23 protein-coding genes are annotated in these 18,635 nt (G+C 42.8%); 19 read left to right on the top strand and 4 right to left on the bottom strand.

Annotated elements, in window-relative coordinates:
• Nucleotides 1–176 precede the first annotated feature (176 nt).
• From DXA70_RS09720 to DXA70_RS09685, 8 genes are all read left to right on the top strand, one after another.
• Nucleotides 177–989 (top strand): DUF4422 domain-containing protein, encoded by an 813-nt coding sequence (locus DXA70_RS09720; protein WP_128118348.1) that lies wholly within the window; start codon nucleotides 177–179, stop codon nucleotides 987–989.
• Between the two features lie 72 nt (nucleotides 990–1,061).
• Nucleotides 1,062–2,192 carry a UDP-galactopyranose mutase gene (glf, locus tag DXA70_RS09715; protein WP_128118347.1) on the top strand — a complete coding sequence of 377 codons (1,131 nt, stop codon included), beginning with the start codon at nucleotides 1,062–1,064 and terminating at the stop codon, nucleotides 2,190–2,192.
• Nucleotides 2,164–2,391 (top strand): hypothetical protein, encoded by a 228-nt coding sequence (locus DXA70_RS09710; protein ID WP_128118346.1) that lies wholly within the window; start codon nucleotides 2,164–2,166, stop codon nucleotides 2,389–2,391. Before glf ends, DXA70_RS09710 begins: the two co-directional genes overlap by 29 nt.
• Before the next feature lie 107 nt (nucleotides 2,392–2,498).
• Nucleotides 2,499–3,944 carry a flippase gene (locus DXA70_RS09705; protein WP_128118345.1) on the top strand — a complete coding sequence of 482 codons (1,446 nt, stop codon included), beginning with the start codon at nucleotides 2,499–2,501 and terminating at the stop codon, nucleotides 3,942–3,944.
• Nucleotides 3,937–4,890, top strand: coding sequence for a LicD family protein (locus DXA70_RS09700; RefSeq protein ID WP_158565158.1), 954 nt, complete (start codon nucleotides 3,937–3,939; stop codon nucleotides 4,888–4,890). The genes DXA70_RS09705 and DXA70_RS09700 overlap by 8 nt, the downstream gene beginning before the upstream one ends.
• Nucleotides 4,891–4,902: 12 nt before the next feature.
• A complete protein-coding gene (locus tag DXA70_RS09695) occupies nucleotides 4,903–5,622 on the top strand; it encodes an IspD/TarI family cytidylyltransferase (RefSeq protein ID WP_128118343.1) in 720 nt (239 codons plus the stop codon).
• Complete coding sequence (locus DXA70_RS09690; RefSeq protein WP_243001281.1) at nucleotides 5,607–6,623, top strand: NAD-dependent epimerase/dehydratase family protein; 1,017 nt, start codon at nucleotides 5,607–5,609, stop codon at nucleotides 6,621–6,623. The genes DXA70_RS09695 and DXA70_RS09690 overlap by 16 nt, the downstream gene beginning before the upstream one ends.
• 126 nt (nucleotides 6,624–6,749) lie before the next feature.
• Entirely contained in the window at nucleotides 6,750–7,079 is a 330-nt protein-coding gene (locus DXA70_RS09685) for a hypothetical protein (protein WP_128118342.1), read from the top strand.
• A gap of 71 nt (nucleotides 7,080–7,150) precedes the next feature.
• Here the strand turns inward: DXA70_RS09685 and DXA70_RS09680 are convergent, their stop codons facing one another.
• Together DXA70_RS09680 and DXA70_RS09675 are read right to left on the bottom strand one after the other, a co-directional pair.
• On the bottom strand, nucleotides 7,151–7,705 hold the full coding sequence (locus DXA70_RS09680; protein ID WP_128118341.1) for an ImmA/IrrE family metallo-endopeptidase: 555 nt from the start codon (nucleotides 7,703–7,705) through the stop codon (nucleotides 7,151–7,153).
• A gap of 45 nt (nucleotides 7,706–7,750) precedes the next feature.
• The gene (locus tag DXA70_RS09675) at nucleotides 7,751–8,152 is read right to left on the bottom strand and encodes a helix-turn-helix transcriptional regulator (RefSeq protein ID WP_097776604.1); all 402 of its coding nucleotides are present in this window, start codon (nucleotides 8,150–8,152) and stop codon (nucleotides 7,751–7,753) included.
• A 282-nt stretch (nucleotides 8,153–8,434) separates the two neighbouring features.
• Between DXA70_RS09675 and DXA70_RS09670 the strand changes: the two genes are divergently transcribed.
• The 7 genes from DXA70_RS09670 to DXA70_RS09640 all read left to right on the top strand — a co-directional run bounded on the left by DXA70_RS09670 (nucleotide 8,435) and on the right by DXA70_RS09640 (nucleotide 12,712).
• Nucleotides 8,435–8,641 carry a hypothetical protein gene (locus DXA70_RS09670; protein WP_097776605.1) on the top strand — a complete coding sequence of 69 codons (207 nt, stop codon included), beginning with the start codon at nucleotides 8,435–8,437 and terminating at the stop codon, nucleotides 8,639–8,641.
• Nucleotides 8,642–9,037: 396 nt separating this feature from the next.
• Nucleotides 9,038–9,475 carry a hypothetical protein gene (locus tag DXA70_RS09665; protein ID WP_128118340.1) on the top strand — a complete coding sequence of 146 codons (438 nt, stop codon included), beginning with the start codon at nucleotides 9,038–9,040 and terminating at the stop codon, nucleotides 9,473–9,475.
• Nucleotides 9,472–9,723, top strand: a complete 252-nt coding sequence (locus DXA70_RS09660; RefSeq protein WP_128118339.1) for a transposon-transfer assisting family protein — start codon at nucleotides 9,472–9,474, stop codon at nucleotides 9,721–9,723. Before DXA70_RS09665 ends, DXA70_RS09660 begins: the two co-directional genes overlap by 4 nt.
• Nucleotides 9,723–10,532: a YodL domain-containing protein gene (locus DXA70_RS09655; RefSeq protein WP_128118338.1), complete on the top strand. Its 810-nt coding sequence runs from the start codon at nucleotides 9,723–9,725 to the stop codon at nucleotides 10,530–10,532. Before DXA70_RS09660 ends, DXA70_RS09655 begins: the two co-directional genes overlap by 1 nt.
• A gap of 164 nt (nucleotides 10,533–10,696) precedes the next feature.
• Nucleotides 10,697–11,074, top strand: coding sequence for a helix-turn-helix transcriptional regulator (locus DXA70_RS09650; protein ID WP_128118337.1), 378 nt, complete (start codon nucleotides 10,697–10,699; stop codon nucleotides 11,072–11,074).
• Nucleotides 11,074–11,892, top strand: coding sequence for an ImmA/IrrE family metallo-endopeptidase (locus DXA70_RS09645; protein ID WP_128118336.1), 819 nt, complete (start codon nucleotides 11,074–11,076; stop codon nucleotides 11,890–11,892). Before DXA70_RS09650 ends, DXA70_RS09645 begins: the two co-directional genes overlap by 1 nt.
• Before the next feature lie 16 nt (nucleotides 11,893–11,908).
• Nucleotides 11,909–12,712 carry a hypothetical protein gene (locus tag DXA70_RS09640; RefSeq protein ID WP_128118335.1) on the top strand — a complete coding sequence of 268 codons (804 nt, stop codon included), beginning with the start codon at nucleotides 11,909–11,911 and terminating at the stop codon, nucleotides 12,710–12,712.
• Between the two features lie 84 nt (nucleotides 12,713–12,796).
• Here DXA70_RS09640 and DXA70_RS09635 read toward each other — a convergent pair whose 3' ends face one another.
• Together DXA70_RS09635 and mobC are read right to left on the bottom strand one after the other, a co-directional pair.
• Nucleotides 12,797–14,404, bottom strand: a complete 1,608-nt coding sequence (locus DXA70_RS09635; protein WP_128118334.1) for a relaxase/mobilization nuclease domain-containing protein — start codon at nucleotides 14,402–14,404, stop codon at nucleotides 12,797–12,799.
• A complete protein-coding gene (gene mobC / locus DXA70_RS09630) occupies nucleotides 14,376–14,768 on the bottom strand; it encodes a plasmid mobilization relaxosome protein MobC (RefSeq protein WP_158565157.1) in 393 nt (130 codons plus the stop codon). Before mobC ends, DXA70_RS09635 begins: the two co-directional genes overlap by 29 nt.
• Before the next feature lie 390 nt (nucleotides 14,769–15,158).
• Here mobC and DXA70_RS13645 point away from each other — a divergent pair, with 390 nt between their 5' ends.
• From DXA70_RS13645 to DXA70_RS09615, 4 genes are all read left to right on the top strand, one after another.
• Nucleotides 15,159–15,320 (top strand): hypothetical protein, encoded by a 162-nt coding sequence (locus tag DXA70_RS13645; protein WP_158565156.1) that lies wholly within the window; start codon nucleotides 15,159–15,161, stop codon nucleotides 15,318–15,320.
• 145 nt (nucleotides 15,321–15,465) lie between these two features.
• Nucleotides 15,466–17,127 carry a recombinase family protein gene (locus tag DXA70_RS09625; protein ID WP_128118332.1) on the top strand — a complete coding sequence of 554 codons (1,662 nt, stop codon included), beginning with the start codon at nucleotides 15,466–15,468 and terminating at the stop codon, nucleotides 17,125–17,127.
• Nucleotides 17,124–17,618, top strand: coding sequence for a recombinase family protein (locus DXA70_RS09620; RefSeq protein ID WP_128118331.1), 495 nt, complete (start codon nucleotides 17,124–17,126; stop codon nucleotides 17,616–17,618). The genes DXA70_RS09625 and DXA70_RS09620 overlap by 4 nt, the downstream gene beginning before the upstream one ends.
• Nucleotides 17,615–18,619 (top strand): recombinase family protein, encoded by a 1,005-nt coding sequence (locus DXA70_RS09615; RefSeq protein ID WP_158565154.1) that lies wholly within the window; start codon nucleotides 17,615–17,617, stop codon nucleotides 18,617–18,619. The genes DXA70_RS09620 and DXA70_RS09615 overlap by 4 nt, the downstream gene beginning before the upstream one ends.
• Nucleotides 18,620–18,635: the final 16 nt, after the last annotated feature.

Below are 18,635 nucleotides of genomic sequence, written 5' to 3'. Positions count from 1 at the left end.
TAAAGGATATAAATTAAATCGTAAATATTTTATTTTAACGATAAGCATTATTTTGGCGGGGATAACTTACAATATTCAATTTGATTGGGTGTTATTTATGGAATTCTTGTTATTCTTGACAATCAAATTTAAGGTCGATTTGTTTGAAGCAGGCAAATAAGGGTGAATAATATAGTATGAAACAATTAACGATGCTTGTTGTAACGCATAAACAAGTTGCGATTCCTACAATTAAAGATTATCAGCCAATTGTTGTTGGCAATGGGCGTGTTTCTTATAATGATATGTATAGAGATAATATCGGAGATAACATATCTGACAAGAATGCAAATTATTGTGAACTTACGGCGCTGTATTGGGCATGGAAGAATTTAAAAGACGTCGAGTATATTGGACTATCCCATTATCGAAGATTTTTTACAACGTCATGGGTGAAATGTACGGAGAATCATATACTTTCAAGTGAAAAGGCAATTTCTTTATTGAATGAATATGACGTTATTTTGCCATATCCAAAGGGATGGTTTGACACAACTGTAAAAGAATGGTTTTTATGCACAGATGGTAAGGAAGAAGCATTAGAGAAATTAAGGTTGTGCATAGCTGACTTATATCCAGATTACTTGTATGACTATGATGAAGTTATGAATGGATATATGGCTTCATATTTTAATATGTTTGTTATGCCCAAAAGCCTCATGGACAAATATTGTGAATGGTTGTTTTCAATACTGTTTCAATTAGAAGAACAAATTGATTTATCGGACTACACTCCATTACAGGCACGCATCTATGGCTTCTTAAGCGAGAGATTGCTAAATGTTTGGGTTCAGCATAATAAATTGAAAATTAAATATATGTTTGTAGACGAAACAGAAAAAAGTGATGGCTTGAAATCAAATGTTAAGGATATTTTGAAATATAATGCGGTGTCAAAGAAGTACTTGAATTGGATGATGACGTTTACATGGGGAGATATGAAAAAGTGATTTATGATGTGAAGGGTCGATAAAGCACTTAAAGAACAGAAAGATATGGAAAATAGAGAGGCTTAAATGCAAATGGAATATGATTATTTAGTAGTAGGTTCTGGCTTATATGGAGCAGTCTTTGCCCACGAAGCCAAAGACAGAGGAAAGTCTGTGTTGGTTGTGGACAAACGCCCCTATATAGCGGGCAATATCTACACTGAGAACATCGAGGGCATCAACGTCCACAAGTACGGTGCCCATATTTTTCATACTAATAATAAAAATGTTTGGAACTATATTACACGGTTTGCGGAGTTCAACCGTTTTACGAACTCACCTGTGGCTAACTACAAGGGTGAGTTGTATTCTCTTCCGTTCAATATGTACACCTTTAACAAGATGTGGGGTGTTGTGACGCCGGAGGAGGCTGCTGTCAAGATCGAGGAGCAACGCAAGGAAATCACCCATGAGCCACAGAATCTGGAAGAACAGGCTATCTCCCTCGTTGGCCATGACATCTACGAGAAACTCATCAAGGGTTATACCGAGAAACAGTGGGGGCGCGACTGCAAGGATTTGCCCTCCTTCATCATCAAGCGTCTGCCCGTGCGCCTGACCTTTGACAACAACTACTTCAACGCCCTATACCAGGGCATTCCCGTCGGCGGCTATACAAAGATGATTGCAAACCTGCTGGACGGCATCGAGGTTCGACTGAACACCGACTACTTGGAAAACAAGGCGGAACTGGACGCTCTGGCGAACAAGATTGTCTACACCGGCCCCATTGATGCCTACTTTGACTACAAGCTGGGGACGCTAGAGTACCGTTCTGTTCGCTTTGAAAACGAGTTGTTGGACAAGCCCAATTTTCAGGGGAACGCTGCTGTCAACTACACTGACCGGGAGACACCATGGACTCGCATCATTGAGCATAAGTGGTTCGAGTTCGGCAAAGATGAGAACGGTAATGACCTCCCCAGGACCATCATCAGCCGTGAGTATTCTTCTGAGTGGAAGCCCGGAGACGAGCCGTATTATCCTGTAAACGATGCCAAGAATAGTGCACTCTATGCCGAGTACAAGAAGCTTGCCGATGCCGAACCGAAGGTTATTTTCGGTGGACGTTTGGGCGAGTATAAGTACTATGATATGGATACGACTATTGAAGCAGCATTAAGGATGAGCAGAAATGAATTATACGATGGAAAAGAATTTTAATACTTCTGGCAGAACAGTGCGACTGCCTTACATGGATGTCGCAAAAGGAATGGGAATTCTATGTGTCATAATTGGGCATATGGGAAATGAAACCATGGAATGTTTTTCAGTGGCTGGGGAAAAAATCCCTGACGATTTTGTGCTTGCATTTAATAGAGCTAAATACGATGCCCTGGGAAAGGATACTTTGGCAATTTAATGTTACGAAACATCTCTTTATCCCAGTTGTACTGCTGAAAATTATGTGGTCAGTTGGAGGAACATTCCTGATTGAAAAATATAAAGTAATCTATAAGGAAATTGCAAATGAAAGAACCAAGCATAAAGAAAAATTTCGTATATAGTACAGCGTACCAAATACTGAATGTTATTACGCCCTTTATTACAGCACCTTATGTCTCAAGAGTTCTTGGTGCTGAGGGAATTGGCATCCAAAGTTATACAGCATCCGTGCAGTACATTTTTTTGCTAATTGCATCATTAGGAACACTTTCTTATGGCTCACGAGAAATCTCAATGCATCGTGATGATGTAAATGAGCGCAGTAAGCTGTTTTGGGAAATTGAATTGATGGTGATTTGCACTACAGGAATTGCGCTATTTGGCTGGGTATTTTTGTGCTTGTTCAGTCCGAGATACAAAATTTTCTACTGTGTGCTATCAATTGGAATTTTTGCAAATATGTTTGATATTACATGGTTCTTTAACGGAATTGAACAATTCAAGCTGACAGTTATTAGAAATTCTGCATTTAAGATTATCGGAATAGTTCTTCTGTTTATATTTATCAAATCTAAGGATGATTTGCTTTTATACATTTTTATCACGGCGTTCACTTCATTGCTATCAAATGTTTCTTTGTGGCCTTATATGAAACGCTACGTTGTTAAAGTTGATTTCAGGAAATTGTCGTTCAAAAGGCATTTTAAGGAAACACTGGTGTACTTCATTCCAACGATTGCTACATCAGTTTATACCGTTTTGGATAAGACTCTTTTGGGATTGATCACCAGTGATGTTGCGCAAAATGGTTATTACCAACAGGCTGAGAAAATTATTAATCTGGCAAAAAGTGTTGTATTTACTGCAATTAATTCTGTTGTTGGTGTTAGAAATGCATATCTTTTTGCTGAAAAAAGATTTGATGAGATTCACAAGAAAATTGCGATTTCATTCAACTACATTTTCTTTATGGGATTTGGTTGTTGCTTCGGAATTATGGGCGTTGCAAAAACGTTCGTTCCGTTCTTCTTTGGACCGGGATACGATCAAGTGGTTGGATTGCTATATCTCTTTTCGCCCATCATTGTTATTATCGGCATTAGTAATTGCTTGGGTTCGCAGTACTACACGCCATGCGGAAAGCGAAAAGAGAGTACAAACTACTTAATTGCAGGATCTGTAGTAAACCTGATTTTGAACTTATTAATGATTCCACGTTTTGGAGCGGAAGGAGCTGCGATTGCATCTGTTATTGCGGAAACGGTTGTGTCTGTTCTGTATGTGAAATTTAGTTGTGGATATGGGAATATTTCTGTATTGCTGAAAACAGGTGGAAAAAAGATGCTGGCAGGCATTTTTATGTTCTGTATAGTGTTTTATCTGAATCGACTGCAGATGAATTCGCTATTGCTTCTTGCAATACAGGTAGCAGTTGGATGCAGCGTATATGTAGCATTTCTCCTTGTGACACGGGATGTGTGGACTCAGAGTATGTTTGAAAAAGTATGGAGGAAAGTTAAACATGGTTGATCTTAAACTTCAACTGCCGGATGGATTTTTGAATGAAGAAGTTCGGTGCGGATACACTGTTACCAAACAAAGGAAAGAAGTATGGGCAGTAGAACTGGATCTGTTGCAAGAATTTATGCGCGTCTGTAATAAATATGGGCTGAAATATTGTGCAGACGGAGGAACGTTACTCGGCGCAATTCGTCATCATGGATTCATCCCTTGGGATGATGACTTGGATATCGCTATGTTAAGGAGTGATTTTGAAAAGTTAAATGAGGTTGCACCAGCTGAATTTAAAAAGCCATATTTTTGGCAGACAGAAGAAACAGACAAGGGCTCTGCTAGAGGTCATGCCCAGTTAAGAAATTCGGATACGACAGGCATTATTAAAACCGAGTATGAGCGTCAAAGAAATAACAACTTTAATCAGGGGATTTTCATTGATATATTTCCGTTTGATACAGTTGTAGATGATGAAGAAAAACTAGCAGAACAAGATTTGAAACGAATGGAGTTGCTTACAAAGTATAGGGAAATATTAGATTCTGGTGATTACTTTTACTATAAGCCATGGGTCGATGAAGTTGGCAAAAGACACTTCAATCTAAAAAAAGCATGTAGGCATTTTAAGCATAAGTTATTAAGAGACTCTTATGTGCCAATCTATAATCAATTTATAAAAGAAATTACGAGGTATAACGATATTGATAATTCTAAATATGTTGCAGATTTGTGTATGCCATTGCCGATAAAACGTATTAGGAGATTCCGGGCGGATTTTGATAATTTGAAAGAGGTTGATTTTGAATTTCTTGAAATTCCTGTTTTTGCAAACTATGACCGGAATTTGAAAATGTTATATGGCAATGATTACATGACACCAATTAATACAAATAGTGAACATGGTGGATTGATTTTGGATACTAATAAGTCATATAAGTGGTATCTTGAGAAACGTAGATAATGGGAGAAAAAAATGAACATTGCAGTTTTAACAGCTGGTGGCATTGGGAGCAGGACGCACCAAGATCTACCGAAACAGTTTTTGACGGTTGAAAATAAACCGATTATTATTTATACGTTAGAAGCATTTCAGCAACATCCAAGCATTGATGAAATATATGTATCTTGCTTAGAGGGATGGAGTGCTGTACTTGAAGCATATGCAAAACAGTTTAATATTACAAAACTCAAGAGAATTATTACTGGCGGTGCGACAGGTCAGGAATCAATTTATAATGGACTGAAAGCGATTAAAGAAGATAATGAAGAAACCAAAGATATTGTAGTAGTAATCCATGACGGTAATAGACCTATGCTGCCGCAGGATGTAATTACAGATAATCTTGTGAAGCAAAAATTGTTTGGATCTGCTGTTACAGTGATTCCGACTACTGAAGTTGTGTTCGTTTCAAAAGATGGCGTAGAATCTAATGCGGCGTTGAATAGAGAAGAACTTTGGAGAACACAGACACCACATTCGTATAGATTTGACGAATTATGGACAGTTCACAATCAAGCGATTAAAGATGGTGTTACAAATATGGCTGCATCGTGCTCTCTAATGCAGAAATATGGATATACTACTTATTTTTCCAAAGGCTCAGAAAAAAACATCAAGATTACAACGGTAGAGGACATCGAAATTTTTAAAGCCTTGCTAAGTGCGAAGAATGATGAGTGGATAAAAAAATGACGAATTTGAAAAAAGAAGAAATAAAAGTAATAGCCGAGCTTCCATATAATTGGGAAAAAATCAAAGATAAAACAGTTTTAATATCCGGGGGAACGGGTTTTATTGGCACGGCGTTTATTGATATTATAAAGTGTCGAAACCAAAAATATGGCGAGAACACAAAAGTGATTTCACTTTCGAGGAGAGGTGGAAAATCAAGCGAAGATCTTGAGTGTATAAAGGCAAATGTTGAGCAGCCAGTGCAATACGATGGGAAAATAGATTATATTATACATTTGGCTTCTAATACTCATCCAAAGCAATACGCGGAAGATCCTGTTGGAACAATAATGACAAATATATGCGGATGCGATAACTTGTTAAAATTGGCGGTAGAGAAAAAGGCACGGTTCCTTCTAGCATCTAGTGTGGAAATTTATGGACAAGGTACAGAAGTCCCCATGGATGAAAAATATTGTGGATATATTGACTGTAATCTTGCGAGGTCTGGATATAATGAAGCCAAAAGAACTTGTGAGGCGCTAACGCAGTCTTATCGAAATGCCTTTGGGGTTGATGCAGTAATTGCAAGATTTGCGAGAGTCTTTGGGGCAGACAAAAAGCACGATACAAAGGCAATGAGCCAATTTATGGATAAAGCAGTACTTGGAGAAGATATTATTCTGAAAAGTAAAGGTCAACAAAGGTATTCGTACTGCTATATTGCAGATGCTGTTAGCGGCCTTTTCAAATTGCTGCTGGATGGACAAGATGGCGAAGCATATAATATTTCTGATGATGATGAAGGACTAACGTTAGGTGAATATGCAGAGTATATTGCATCACTGGCTAATTTAAAAGTGCGCTATGAAATTGAGAACAATGAAAGTGTATCTAAAGCAACCTATGCACTTTTGGATACTCGAAAAATTAAAAATATCGGATGGGAACCTCAATACAGTGTTAAGGATGGACTGAAACGAACCTATACAATCAAGAAAGAAACATTAGGCTCAATGTAGCCGCAATGATGACAATGATCCGTTATCATTGATATTAATATTCTGCTGAATTTTTCTGGTCAAATATTGAAACGACATTATTAGAGTGCTATACTAAAAATACTATAATTTTCTGGAGGTTTTATTATGCCCAGAACTAAAGGTAGCAAGAATAAGCCCAAAACTGTGACTGCTGATTTCACAACGCAGATTGCAGAAAAGCAGTCCGCAAAGGATGCGCTCACAGCGGAAATCGCATCTATCACCGCTAACATGGATTCTCTGAAAGCTGACCTGAAAGAGAAGAAAGCATCGCTGAAAGCTATCGACAAGGAAATTGTCAAGCTGGAAGCAAAAAAGGCGAAGGCAGATGCCAAAGCTGCAGAAGAAGCAAAAAAGACAGAAGCAGAGTCCGTTCTGAAAAAGCTGCTGGCTGAAGGCATGAGTGCCGATGAAATCCTCGCTAAACTGAAATAACAGGAAAACCCGTGATGGACGGTGCATAACGCACCGTTCATTACGGGTTTTAGGGTTATAAGAACATAAGTTTATCCGACGGCAACATCAAACTGAAAATGTGCCGGAAGATGGAACTGTTTGATAAACGCATGGTGCTGGGCGTGATAGTGTTGTAGATCGTATCCCAGATGATGCAGTTCCAGCAGCTTCACCAGCACCAGATTGAGGTGGATTCCCTTGGCAGCGGCAATCTGAGCAGCGTCCAACCCACGTTTCGTCATTTGATAGACTTCATCACTGTCCAGCATCAGGTGGGATGTGAAAGCGTTATGCTCGTAAAGAAGGATGTGCTTGTCCTTAATGGTCAGAAACTTGTCCAGGGTATGCAAGTCCATAAGCAACTGATGCTCCAGATAATGCCCCAGCGCATAGCCGCACACCATCTGCTTCGTCTGTTTGTCCAGCTGGCGATTGATAAGGATCGAAGGCTTATCAAAATAGAGTGAAAGCAACCCTAACATATCTTTAATGCGGGATGTTTCACTGATGTCCAGACTGCAACTGCGCGCGATCTGTTTGATGTTGCGAGTTCCGGCATTTTGGACAAGTTCGTTGGCAGCTCGGTAGATAAATGCAGAATCCATAATGTGATCTCCTTCCGGGGATGGCATAGTGAATGGAACAGTGATTTACAGGTTCATGATTCGTTCCTTTTCTCGCTTTTGTTCTCGGTACTTAAAATAGGCTTTGTGCATTTCATACATGATGCCGTCCATATCCTGCGGGGTCAAATCTCCGCTTGCAAATAGCTCAGTAAGCTCAAATGCGAGATGCTGGGCTTCTATTTTGCCCTTTTTTCCGTAGGCTTCGGCGGCACGTTCGATAAATAAAGACTGATCCGGCTGTAAATAGGTCAGAGGTACATGGAATATATCAGCCATCTTTTCAAGCATTTCAATGCTGCGAGGGTAGCGGCCATCCCGCTCCCATCCGATGATCGTTCTTTTGTTGATACCCAGACATTGTGCCAATTCGTCCTGTGTTAAAGAATGCTTCTTTCGTAGATCGCGAACTTTCTCTCCAAATTTCATGTTTGCAACCTTTCTATGACGTAGTTATCGTGCTGTAACAATGTACAAAGGAATTTGTAAATATTCAATCTGAAAGATGCAACGAATTTTCACATTTTCCTCTTGACACGGCGACATGACTTGCTTATAATATATGCTATATTCTATCATCTTTTGGATTGTTATACCGTAAAAAACGTAAATATGCAAGCTAAAAAGGTGAAAAAAGAGCGGAAGTTCAAAAGGTGAAATTGAATAGAAGAAAAAAGAAACTTAAACCAACACAAAGGAGGCCGTGAGAAGATGAGCAACGGAGAACATGAAATCCGCACCCCAAAGGGGCTGCGGATCGGGAATCGCAGCGTCGTTGATGGAAAGAATATGCTTCAGATCAAGCGTGGTGGCTGTGAAGATTATATTTCTGCTGAATCCCTGGTGGAGTGTATTCACGGCCTTCCCGTGAAGAGTATCGAATTTTTCACAGCAGAGAACCAACGGAAAGAAGCCTGAAGCAGAGTGCTTCATCGGACACTGAAAGCGCAGAGGTGGAATCTTAGGCGGCACCTGGTTAGCCGACCAGCTCCACCAGACGTTCTTTTGGGTCTACAATATAATATCTGTTTGTTAGAGCGATACCGTAGCAATATGTGATATAGGCCGGAACAGAATGAGCGAATGCAGCGCAGTAGTGCGCCTGCAAGTAGTTCATCCTGTTCCGGCTTTTTCTTTTTGTATTTTCTTGAAAATCTGTATTCCCAGGTGGCTCTACGGATTCATGTTAGTATAGGGACTTCAAAAAAATAGGAAGCAGCAAGAGGAATCTTAGATTCCCGTTCAAAAAAACGGGTGAATCTGAGACGATTTTTGCTGCTTTTTTCAGTTCACCCGAAGCCGGAAGGCAGAAAGGTGGATAAAATGCTTACATTGAAAAAGGTCAAGGAAATGGTAAAAGCACCTGTACATACCAAGCGCGTACCCTCTCCAAAGGTGCTTTTGGAAGATGGGCGGATTCTTCTGCGTAAAGAATTTGAGCATGACAGTCACCTGACGCTTTATCACAGCGGCTATGTTTGGTTTTCTGCTGGAAAGCGCAATACTGTGTTCCATATCCATGACTGCCGTGGGGACTATGCCTACGGTGCATCAAAGGGAAAGGGCGAAGTGATCAAGGAAGAATACTTTGAAAACTGCGAGTGGCATATTCGTGCACTGTTTGAGGGCGAACAGAGAGTGGAGGAATCACAGCTGAAGTGCGAGGGCGTAGGTCAGACCAAAGTGAGTGTGTCATATCATGCCGTGGCGGAAGATTGGGGAGAGATGGCAGACTCTGAAATGGAGTTATGAGCAATGTACGCTTTGATGAACTGGAATTGATGCTGATGGCGATGTTTGAGCAGCCGACACTCAAAGATACGATTCAGGTGTTGACGGAGGTTCAGCCGCTTGTGGCAGAGGATGCAGAGATGTCTGCGCTTGTCCAGCAGACTATCCCAAAGATGCAGCGGTTGAATGAGCAGCAGTTCAAGGGGCTGGAACTGGAATGGTATAAGCCAGATGAACCAAATAAGAAAACAGAGGTGGCGGAGAAGTAATGACAACAGATATGTTTGTGATTTACCAAATCAATGATGCTGAGAAAAATCGGGAATACCGCTGCCGCAGTTATGCGTATCAGATCGAACACGGCTTTATGATAACAACGGACAATTATGAAATCAGCTATTGCGCTAAAGCATCGCAAGGTCTGTTCCCGGCGAAAATTCGTGAAAACATGGAAAGCCTGAATCCAGACAAATTCAAAATCAGAAAATTTGGTGTCAGTGACGTTATTGCAATCACGGCGGCAGGAAAGACCGCATTTTACTATGTGGACAAAGAAGCACTGGTAAAGTTCAATGGCTTTCTGGCACCAAAAGCTGAGGGCAGCTACCTGATTTTGAATGAGGGTGGCTATCAGATAGAAGGCCAAACAGATACATGGAAAGTCATTGACGAAAAGAATGTTCAGGAGCAGAGATTTGTGCAGCTTGTCTGTGAACAGACAAAAAAGCAAAGGCCGGATATTATTCTTCATGACAACGGAGTTTTGGTGGCGCAGACGATTTACGGATTTGATAGTTCGGTTATGAAGAAAATCGAGAAGTTTCTTCGAGAACAAAAGCCGGAACTGCTGCATTACCAGAAATTTTTGGAGAATGGCACCGCAGAACGTGCCAAGGAATCTGGCACAGAGCAGAATTACAACATGATTGATGGCTGTGTCAACAATAATCCGAAGAAACCGCGTATCATCGGAAATCGGATTTCGGTCCTTGACCGCCTGCACATCAAGTTGGAAGAGCGAAAACAGAAAAGTCAGCCCCAACAGCAACAGCAGCAGGAAAGAAGCCGGAAAAATTAAAAATCCGATGCAGTGCAGAGTGGTGGTTCCATAAAAAGAGCCACCACTCTTATTTGTAACCGAAACGGAAACAAAATGTTGTGAAACCAAAAAATAGTTTCCAAATGATTGATATTCTTGGCGAGAGAGCGTATAATATAAGTACAAGAATAGGAGGCGATTATATGCTGGATGTAAATATGATAATTGCAAACAACATTCAGGATGAACTGAAAAAAGAAAACAAAAAGCAAGTTGATCTGGCAGAAGGAATTGGAGTCTCCAGGCAGACAATGAGCAAAATCATGAATGGTGCAAGAGCAATCAACGCGATTGAACTTCATAAGATTTCTGAATATCTTCATGTGTCGATGGATTCTCTGATGAAGATGCCGGAAAAGCCGATGGACACGAATGTGATCCATGCGTTTATGGGGCGTGTTAAAACTGAGGAAGCAAGAAAGGGAATCCGGCTTGCGGATGAACTGTCCGATATGATTCTGTTCCATACTAGGGTGTGCGAGAATGGCAAAAGGATGGAGCAGCCATGGGAGGATAAGTGATGAGCAATGTTCTGGAAGATAGCCTCTTTGTAAGCCAAAACAAGAAATTTGATGAAATCCAATCCATCGTCAGACAGTTCTCGGCAGAGTATGTCGGCAATTCTATTATCAAGGACAATATCTTTGCTGTCATACAGAACTATGCCAGGAAGAAAGAAATCGCGCTGGAAATGCTTCGTTACCCGATCCATGATGATGAATTATGGGCATTGACCTTTTTGAAGCAGGATACGATTTTTGTGTGCGTAAATACAGCACTTCCGCTTTGTAAGCAGTTTTTTGCTGCGGCGCATGAGCTGTATCATATCTACTGCTATGTGGAAAATGCAGACCAGAGCTATATAAAAAATGGTTCTATGCTGGATTCGGCAACAGGTGATGAAACAGGAAGAACGCAGGAGGACTTGGAAGCGAACGCCTTTGCAGGGCTTCTTCTGATGCCGGATCAACTGCTCCATGAGCAGATTCTGCTGTATGGGCTTGATAAAGATTTGGTTACGGTAGATTCTGCCCTGATGCTTATGGATATGTTTGCAATGCCCTATAAGGCAGTTGTACTGCGTTTGTTTGAAAGCGGAAACATATCTCATCAGCAGGCTGAAAAGCTGCTGGAGGTAGGCTCTGCGGACGTAATGAAAAGAGTATCGCTGACAGGTAAAGCAAAACGCTGGCAGCTCGATGGAAAAGGAACAGAATCTTTTGGCACACTCCTTGAGAAAGTTGAGTACAACAGACAGCATGAGTATCTGACGGAATCCAGAGAAAAAGAAGATGTGGCCTATCTTGCTCAATTGAAAAAAGAGTACGGCTTGGATTGAGGGAGGTCAGATCGAAGTGAAAAGATACGCACTGCTGGATACTGACTTCATTTCCAAAACGTACTCTGTTCAAGATGATGGCGGCAATCATTTGATTGATCGGGTCATGGAATTGCCGGAGTATGAGTTCTTTTGTCATGCGCAAATTGTAACGGAACTCAATCGGTATAATGCTGATACGCCAATCTGGTTGAGCGAGAAGATTGGAGCGCAAAAGATAAAAAGCTACACGGATCAGGAAATCCTTGAAAGCCTGTCACTTGTGCGAGGGCCACTGGCGTGTGCGACTTATACGCAGATGTTAAAATTGGCCTGCGATGCCTTTTCTAAGGATTACTTTTCGGAACATTATCGGGCATTGGAAGAGGCTGATTACACGGTAATATCGAGAGAGGACTATTTGAAAAAGCTTGAACGACTCGATATAGAAGTTGGTAAGAAAAACAATCTTGGAGAAATCAAGTCGTTTGTGCTATTACAGGTTTTGTCTGTGATGCTTGGCGAGCAGATCTATGTGTTCTGCTCCGATGACAAAAATGCTCGGAATGGAGCCACAAATTTTGAAGATGTTCGGTGCATCAGTCTGGTATCAGTATTCTCACGCTTAAAAGAAGAATCAAACTGGACACTTGCCGATGCCGAGCCGTACATTGAATCACTCATTGCGTTTTATCAGGATCATCACCAGACTACTTTCCGCGTAATGGAAGCGTCTGAGGTCAGAAGATTACAACGGATACCATGCAGGCAGGTGTTGCAGGAAATCTTTGACGGAAAATTTATTGAACTAAAAAATGGTATGCTGCGGTACAAGCAGTAAGTGAAACGAATAGCCAGCGTATTGTGTGGAATGAACCACATGATACGCTGGCTGTTTTTGCTTTTGGGTGACTTTGAAAACTGGTTAGAGGGACGGTTCGTATTTTCGCGTGTGCTGCTGTTCGTGCTGCTGCACTTCTTGTTCTGCGCCGAGGATGCTGTCCACATTGGCACACACGGTCTGGAGTTCTTTGTGATAATCCTTGAAATAACGGTAAGTATCGTATTGAGCGTCCTTCTGAATCGTAAGCTGCTCTTTTTCTGCTCGAAGGTCTTTCATGGTAGGAAACTTCCCATCAAGCGAGTGCTGCTTCAGAATTTGAAGCGCTTCCTCATATTGGGCAAGTTCGTCCGAGTGAGCTTGACGGAAAATCTTCTTATTCGGGGCTTTTAGAAATTCTCCGTAAATGGATTTTGTGGAGAGATATTGACCAAGATAATGAATCTGCTCGTTTGTTTTTCGCAGCTTGCTTTCAGTGAGCTTTGCATCGCCGCGCGCTTTTGCCATTTTGGTATAGATGGCATCCGCAGTTTCGGAAAGATTCTCACGAGAATCATATCCGTGCTCCTGCACATAGGCAACGGTCCGGGCCATCTGCTGCAGATTGGAAATTTTTACTTTCTGCGCATAAGCGCGGCTCTGCTGGGCTTTTACACAGGTCTGCAAGTCAACCACAAGGCGCAGATCGGACTTGATGAACAGTATGGCCATAGGATCATCTGCCGTCCAATGAGGGGTGTTCTGCGTTGCTGTCCGTGCGTTTTCTGCAAAAATGCGGAGAAGCCTGTCGCGGTCATAATTGGAACCAAGCGCACGGGCAGAGATATACTTCTGTCGGTCAGCAGGCAGATAGCTGAATCGTCCGCGGTGGTCTTTTACTGAAATTCCGTATTCCGCTTTCAGCAGTCTTTGAAATTCTTCAAAAGACGTAGCACGTTCCGCAATGTCCGAAATGGCGTTGCGGATTTTTTCTTTGCCCGTTTCAAAAGTGGTGTGCATGGGAGTGATGCCCTCGATCATAAGCTCTATGTTGGCAATGTCCAGATTCTGCTGACCGCGCTGTTTGGCGTAATACTCCTGTGGTGAGATTCTGTCCGCTGCAGGGGAGAGCAGATCGACCTGATGCAGTCCCTCCCGTTGGCAAATATCCATCAAGGATTTCTGAAGGTGCTTCAAATAGTCTTTGGTAAGGTGGTGCTTGTAGCCAGTCTTGCAGTCGATAGGCCGTTCGGTGAATGGCTGCGGGTCAACATCAAATTTGCGCAGGCTGTTGATTATGATGTGGGTGTGAATGTTGCCTGTGCCGTTTTTACCATCGGTGTGGGTACAGACCAAAGCCTGATGCCCCGGAAAATTGGCCTTTGCATATTCCATGCCGATGGCCTGCGCCCACTCACCAGTCAGGTTGTGGTCAGTGTTGTCTTTCGGATCGTGGCTGATGATGTAGTGGTGGCTTTTTATTTCATCGTAAGTGTTGTTCTTGTTATACTCCTGGTTCAACAGCTCGCATTCAAGGTCATAGGTTTCGGGATCACAGTTCAATCCCTCAAGGTAAAATTCATCCCGGAGCATCATATTCCCGTTTTCATCAAGGACAGGAACCAAATGAAATTCATCATGCTGGTATTTCAGATAGTCGATGGCACTCCCATAATTGGCATTTTTACTTGCGATGTGTTTTAGAATTGCCACGATATACACCTCCAAGCTGAACGATTTCCTGCCGCAGTTCACGGATTTCCGCAATACACTTTTTCAGTTCTTCCAACATTCCGCGCGATGCCAGACCACCGCCGTGGAAATAGCGGGCAATCTGGTTAAGATTATTTCCGATGCCTGCGGCCTGAGCAGTCAAATTCTGAATTTCGCCAATATCGGCAACAATGTTGTAGTTGACAGTCACTTTTTCAGATAGAGCCTGCTTGCGCACAAAAGTGGAGATGGGATAACCGGAATCTTTTGCATATCCGGCCACCAGTTCATATTCAATGCTGCTGAAACGAACCATTACATTGCTTGTGCGTCTGATGCTTTCTGACTTTTTTGGTCGTGCCATAGTGTGATCCTCCTGCGTTTTTATAGTTGCAAAGCAACTCCCGATAAGCCGTAGGCGTTCGGCTGCGAACACATTCATGTGGAGCCAGATAGCCAAAATCCAAGATTTTGTGCGTACCGTGGGGATGGGGAACGGAATCCCCATCAAGATTGCCGGGAATGAAAAATCACGAAAGTGAGTTTTGAGTTACCATAGGCGAATCTTGCTCTAAGACAGAAAAAGACCTGTCTTTTATCGTATGCCGTAGACCTATCAAAAGAAGTCCTTCTATAAATAGGAATCCGCAGCCCCTATTTGGAATACACTTTTCAATTTTTTTTGAAATTTTTTCAAAAACTGTATTCCAAAATGCCCTTCTGGATTCCTATTAGTAAAGGGGGATTGATTTCTATGAAGCAGAAAGAACGATTTGATGAAAAGCCTAAACAGGAACATACGGAGCCTGTGCATCACAGAAAAGCCATCATCAAGGGCATCACCGTATATGAATCGTTCCGGCCGGAGGGCAGCGAACTGTGGGATTGCCTGCTGCAGAGTATGGGGAAGCACTGAAAAATAAATTTTGAAAAATGTGCGCAGCAGCTTGATTTTTGTGTCACAGCTTGGTAGAATACAGACGGGTTAAGTGAATAGTGCAATCAAAAGCCATTAACTTTCTGGATTTTACCATGCAATTTGCGTGGAGACAGGAGGTTTAATGGCTTTGTTTTTTTACAAGGAAAAGAATAAAGACATACGGGCAGCGGCCTATCTGAGATTGTCCATCGAGGATGGCGACAAGGCTGAGAGCAACAGCATCGGCAATCAGAGAGAACTGATTCGGGATTTTGCTGCAGAACGGTCAGGACTGTATTTGGTCGAAGAGTACGCTGACGATGGCTACACAGGAACCAACTTTGAACGTCCGGGCTTTAAGCGGATGATGGAGGATATTAAATCCGGCAAAATCAACTGCATCATCGTCAAGGACTTATCCCGCCTTGGTCGTAATTACATCGAAATGGGAAAATATCTGGAACAGATTTTTCCCATGATGGGGATTCGCTTCATCGCCATCAATGACAACTATGATAATGCGAACACTGAGAGCAGCGATTCGGACAACATTGTGGTTCCATTTAAGAATTTGCTGAACGATTCTTACTGCCGGGATATTTCCATCAAGGTGCGCAGCCAGCTGGACACGAAACGGCGCAAGGGTGAGTTCATCGGTGGCTACGCAATCTATGGTTACTGTAAAGACAAACGGAACAAAAACCGTCTGGTGGTAGACGAGTATGCAGCAGATATTGTCCGCTCTATCTACCGCAGAAAACTGGAAGGCATGAGCGCACAGGTGATTGCCGAACAGCTGAACAGTGAGAATGTGCTAGCCCCCAGCGAGTACAAACGGCTGTGCGGTTTGAATTACCATAGTGGGTTCAAAGCTGGCACTCATGCGAAGTGGCAGGCAATTCAGGTGCTTCGGATTCTGAAAAATGAAGTTTACACTGGAACGATGGTGCAGGGCAGGCGGCAGAAGATCAATTACAAAATCAAAAAAATTCGGGATGTGGAAGAATCCGGCTGGATCAGAGTTCCCAATATGCACGAAGCAATCATTCCGCAAAAGCTGTTCGATACCGTGCAGGAAGTCTTGAAACTGGACACTTGTGCATCGAAAGGACAGCAGACCGTAAATCTGTTTTCGGGCATCGTTCGCTGCGGTAGCTGTGGGCAGAACATGGTGCGGCGTACCGTATCAAAAAACGGAAAGAAATATATTTATCTGCACTGCGTCACAAACCACAATGGTTTAGGCTGCTCCTCACATCTTATCAGCGAAAGTAAGCTGGCCGAAGTGGTGCTGGCCGCATTGCAGGGAAAAGTTCAGCAGATCAGTGGACTGGAACATCGACTGGATGAAATCAATGAGATCCCCAAGAATGAGCGCAGACTGAAATCTGTGGAAGAACATCTGAAAATGCTGGAGCAGGAAGAACAGAAATACCAGACCTTGCGCCGACAGCTTTATGAAGATATGAGCAGCGGTATTGTCAGCAAGGAAGAGTATAAGGAATTCAGCCATTCCTTTAATGAAAAGGTTGAAACCATCCGCAAGGCCAAAGCAGAAATGAACCGCCAGAGGGATTGCCTGAACAATCTGGATGTGGAACATCTGCCATGGATCGAAGATTTCAAGTCCTACCAAAACCTGACAAGTCTGAACCGCCGCGTTCTGGTGGAACTGGTAGAGAGCATCACCGTCTATGATAAGGAACATATTCATATTCAGTATCGGTTCGATCAGGAAATTCGCAATGTGCTGGAATATTGCAGTAGTGTTCCGGCAGCAGAAACGGAGGAAAGTGCAGTATGAAGTGTGTAAGCTATACCCGGACACTTCCTTGGAAGAACCATCAAGGTGAACTGGCGATTGCCGAGCAGAATCAGCGTATTGCGGCATATCTGGCGGAACATAAAGAACTAGATTTGCTGAAAAAGTATTCTGACCGCAAGAACGATGAAAAGGCGCGTACCGCGTTTGACCAAATGACCGATAATGGCGTAGAGCGAAAATTTGATTGCATTATTGTGGCATCCATGTACTACTGCGGGCCGGATTTCCCGGCGGCACGACAGGCAATCAAGGAAACGCTCTATGCGACGGGCATCGACCTGATCGTGCTGGATGAGGGCTTGGACACCAGAACAGCCAGCCGAAAAGAAGTCGAGGACTATTTTGAAGCAAAACGCTGTGAGATGCACGCAGAAATCATGTTTGCATGGAGAAGGAAACAAGGCGCAGGATTCCGGTTGACAAGTTCTGTTCCATTTGGCTATATCCGCAGGATGGCGAAAGCAACATGATAAAGGATGAAGAAGTTGCTCCTTATTTAAGCGAGGCTTTTTCCAGATATGCGTCCGGTCAGAAAATGCGTGACATTGCAAAGTGGTTAAATGAGCAGGGTGTTGAACCCCCAATGAGACACAAAAAGAGAATTTTGGGAAAGCCTTATGATGCAGAATCCGACCAGTGGACAACTGATATGCTGCGCTGCTTGTTCCGAAATCCTACTTATACAGGTGCGGCGACAAATGGAAGCCGCCAGATCATTGCGGAAAACTGTCATGAACTGTACATCACAAAAGAACAGTTTCATGCGTTCCCGTGCAATATGCGCGAGGGCGAAAACAAAATCTCCATTCGGAAAAGCTACAAAAAGCCGAATCCGCTGGCAAAGCACATTGTCTGTATCTGTGGACGCGCACTTTGCTGGCACAAGGATAAGAAAACAGGGGAGGAACTTTTCTATTGCCGCCATTGCCGCGCACATAAGGAAAACGGAAAGAATTTGAAAGTTCCGGCAGCTACCATTTATAAAAAGGTGATGGATGCTCTGGAATTGGAACATCTGGAAGAAGAAAAGCTGGCTGCAGCGATTCAGCAGGGAGCAGGCAGGAAAGTGATTGAAGCAGTCCGAGCTGAAAAGTCGGTGCAGATGAAGTCCGTTCTGGCCGAACTGAATATGGAACAGTTTCGCCGTGTGCCGCTGTATGAGAGTTATATGGCCGATGAAATCACCAAAGAACAATATCGTGCCGAACTGCTGGACTACGAAGAAGCACATCGGAAATTGAATGAACAGCTTACAACAATTATGGAAGATACGCTGGTATGGGAACGAGCGTTGAGCCTGCGCAATCCATGGATTCAGCAGATGGCACAGTATAAGACCCCGGAGGAACTTGACCGCAATTTTGTGAAGAAATACATCGAACAGGTCACAGTTACATTACTGGGCGATGGTCAGGCAGAAATCAGCCTGACCATGAAACGGATGAATGGAAACAGATGCTTAGTCGGATAGAAGTGGAGGGTACAGA

The sequence above is a fragment of the Faecalibacterium sp. OF04-11AC genome, assembly GCF_003460645.1.
GTDB lineage: Bacteria > Bacillota > Clostridia > Oscillospirales > Ruminococcaceae > Faecalibacterium > Faecalibacterium prausnitzii_I.
This window is presented reverse-complemented; position numbering and strand designations above follow the sequence as displayed.

What these genes read in the sequence shown, in the direction of transcription:
- DXA70_RS09720 (WP_128118348.1), top strand. Translation starts at nt 177, where the DNA reads ATGAAACAATTAACGATGCTTGTTGTAACGCATAAACAAGTTGCGATT.
- glf (WP_128118347.1), top strand. Translation starts at nt 1,062, where the DNA reads ATGGAATATGATTATTTAGTAGTAGGTTCTGGCTTATATGGAGCAGTC.
- DXA70_RS09710 (WP_128118346.1), top strand. Translation starts at nt 2,164, where the DNA reads ATGAATTATACGATGGAAAAGAATTTTAATACTTCTGGCAGAACAGTG.
- DXA70_RS09705 (WP_128118345.1), top strand. Translation starts at nt 2,499, where the DNA reads ATGAAAGAACCAAGCATAAAGAAAAATTTCGTATATAGTACAGCGTAC.
- DXA70_RS09700 (WP_158565158.1), top strand. Translation starts at nt 3,937, where the DNA reads ATGGTTGATCTTAAACTTCAACTGCCGGATGGATTTTTGAATGAAGAA.
- DXA70_RS09695 (WP_128118343.1), top strand. Translation starts at nt 4,903, where the DNA reads ATGAACATTGCAGTTTTAACAGCTGGTGGCATTGGGAGCAGGACGCAC.
- DXA70_RS09685 (WP_128118342.1), top strand. Translation starts at nt 6,750, where the DNA reads ATGCCCAGAACTAAAGGTAGCAAGAATAAGCCCAAAACTGTGACTGCT.
- DXA70_RS09680 (WP_128118341.1), bottom strand. Translation starts at nt 7,705, where the DNA reads ATGGATTCTGCATTTATCTACCGAGCTGCCAACGAACTTGTCCAAAAT.
- DXA70_RS09675 (WP_097776604.1), bottom strand. Translation starts at nt 8,152, where the DNA reads ATGAAATTTGGAGAGAAAGTTCGCGATCTACGAAAGAAGCATTCTTTA.
- DXA70_RS09670 (WP_097776605.1), top strand. Translation starts at nt 8,435, where the DNA reads ATGAGCAACGGAGAACATGAAATCCGCACCCCAAAGGGGCTGCGGATC.
- DXA70_RS09660 (WP_128118339.1), top strand. Translation starts at nt 9,472, where the DNA reads ATGAGCAATGTACGCTTTGATGAACTGGAATTGATGCTGATGGCGATG.
- DXA70_RS09655 (WP_128118338.1), top strand. Translation starts at nt 9,723, where the DNA reads ATGACAACAGATATGTTTGTGATTTACCAAATCAATGATGCTGAGAAA.
- DXA70_RS09650 (WP_128118337.1), top strand. Translation starts at nt 10,697, where the DNA reads ATGCTGGATGTAAATATGATAATTGCAAACAACATTCAGGATGAACTG.
- DXA70_RS09645 (WP_128118336.1), top strand. Translation starts at nt 11,074, where the DNA reads ATGAGCAATGTTCTGGAAGATAGCCTCTTTGTAAGCCAAAACAAGAAA.
- mobC (WP_158565157.1), bottom strand. Translation starts at nt 14,768, where the DNA reads ATGGCACGACCAAAAAAGTCAGAAAGCATCAGACGCACAAGCAATGTA.
- DXA70_RS13645 (WP_158565156.1), top strand. Translation starts at nt 15,159, where the DNA reads ATGAAGCAGAAAGAACGATTTGATGAAAAGCCTAAACAGGAACATACG.
- DXA70_RS09625 (WP_128118332.1), top strand. Translation starts at nt 15,466, where the DNA reads ATGGCTTTGTTTTTTTACAAGGAAAAGAATAAAGACATACGGGCAGCG.
- DXA70_RS09620 (WP_128118331.1), top strand. Translation starts at nt 17,124, where the DNA reads ATGAAGTGTGTAAGCTATACCCGGACACTTCCTTGGAAGAACCATCAA.
- DXA70_RS09615 (WP_158565154.1), top strand. Translation starts at nt 17,615, where the DNA reads ATGATAAAGGATGAAGAAGTTGCTCCTTATTTAAGCGAGGCTTTTTCC.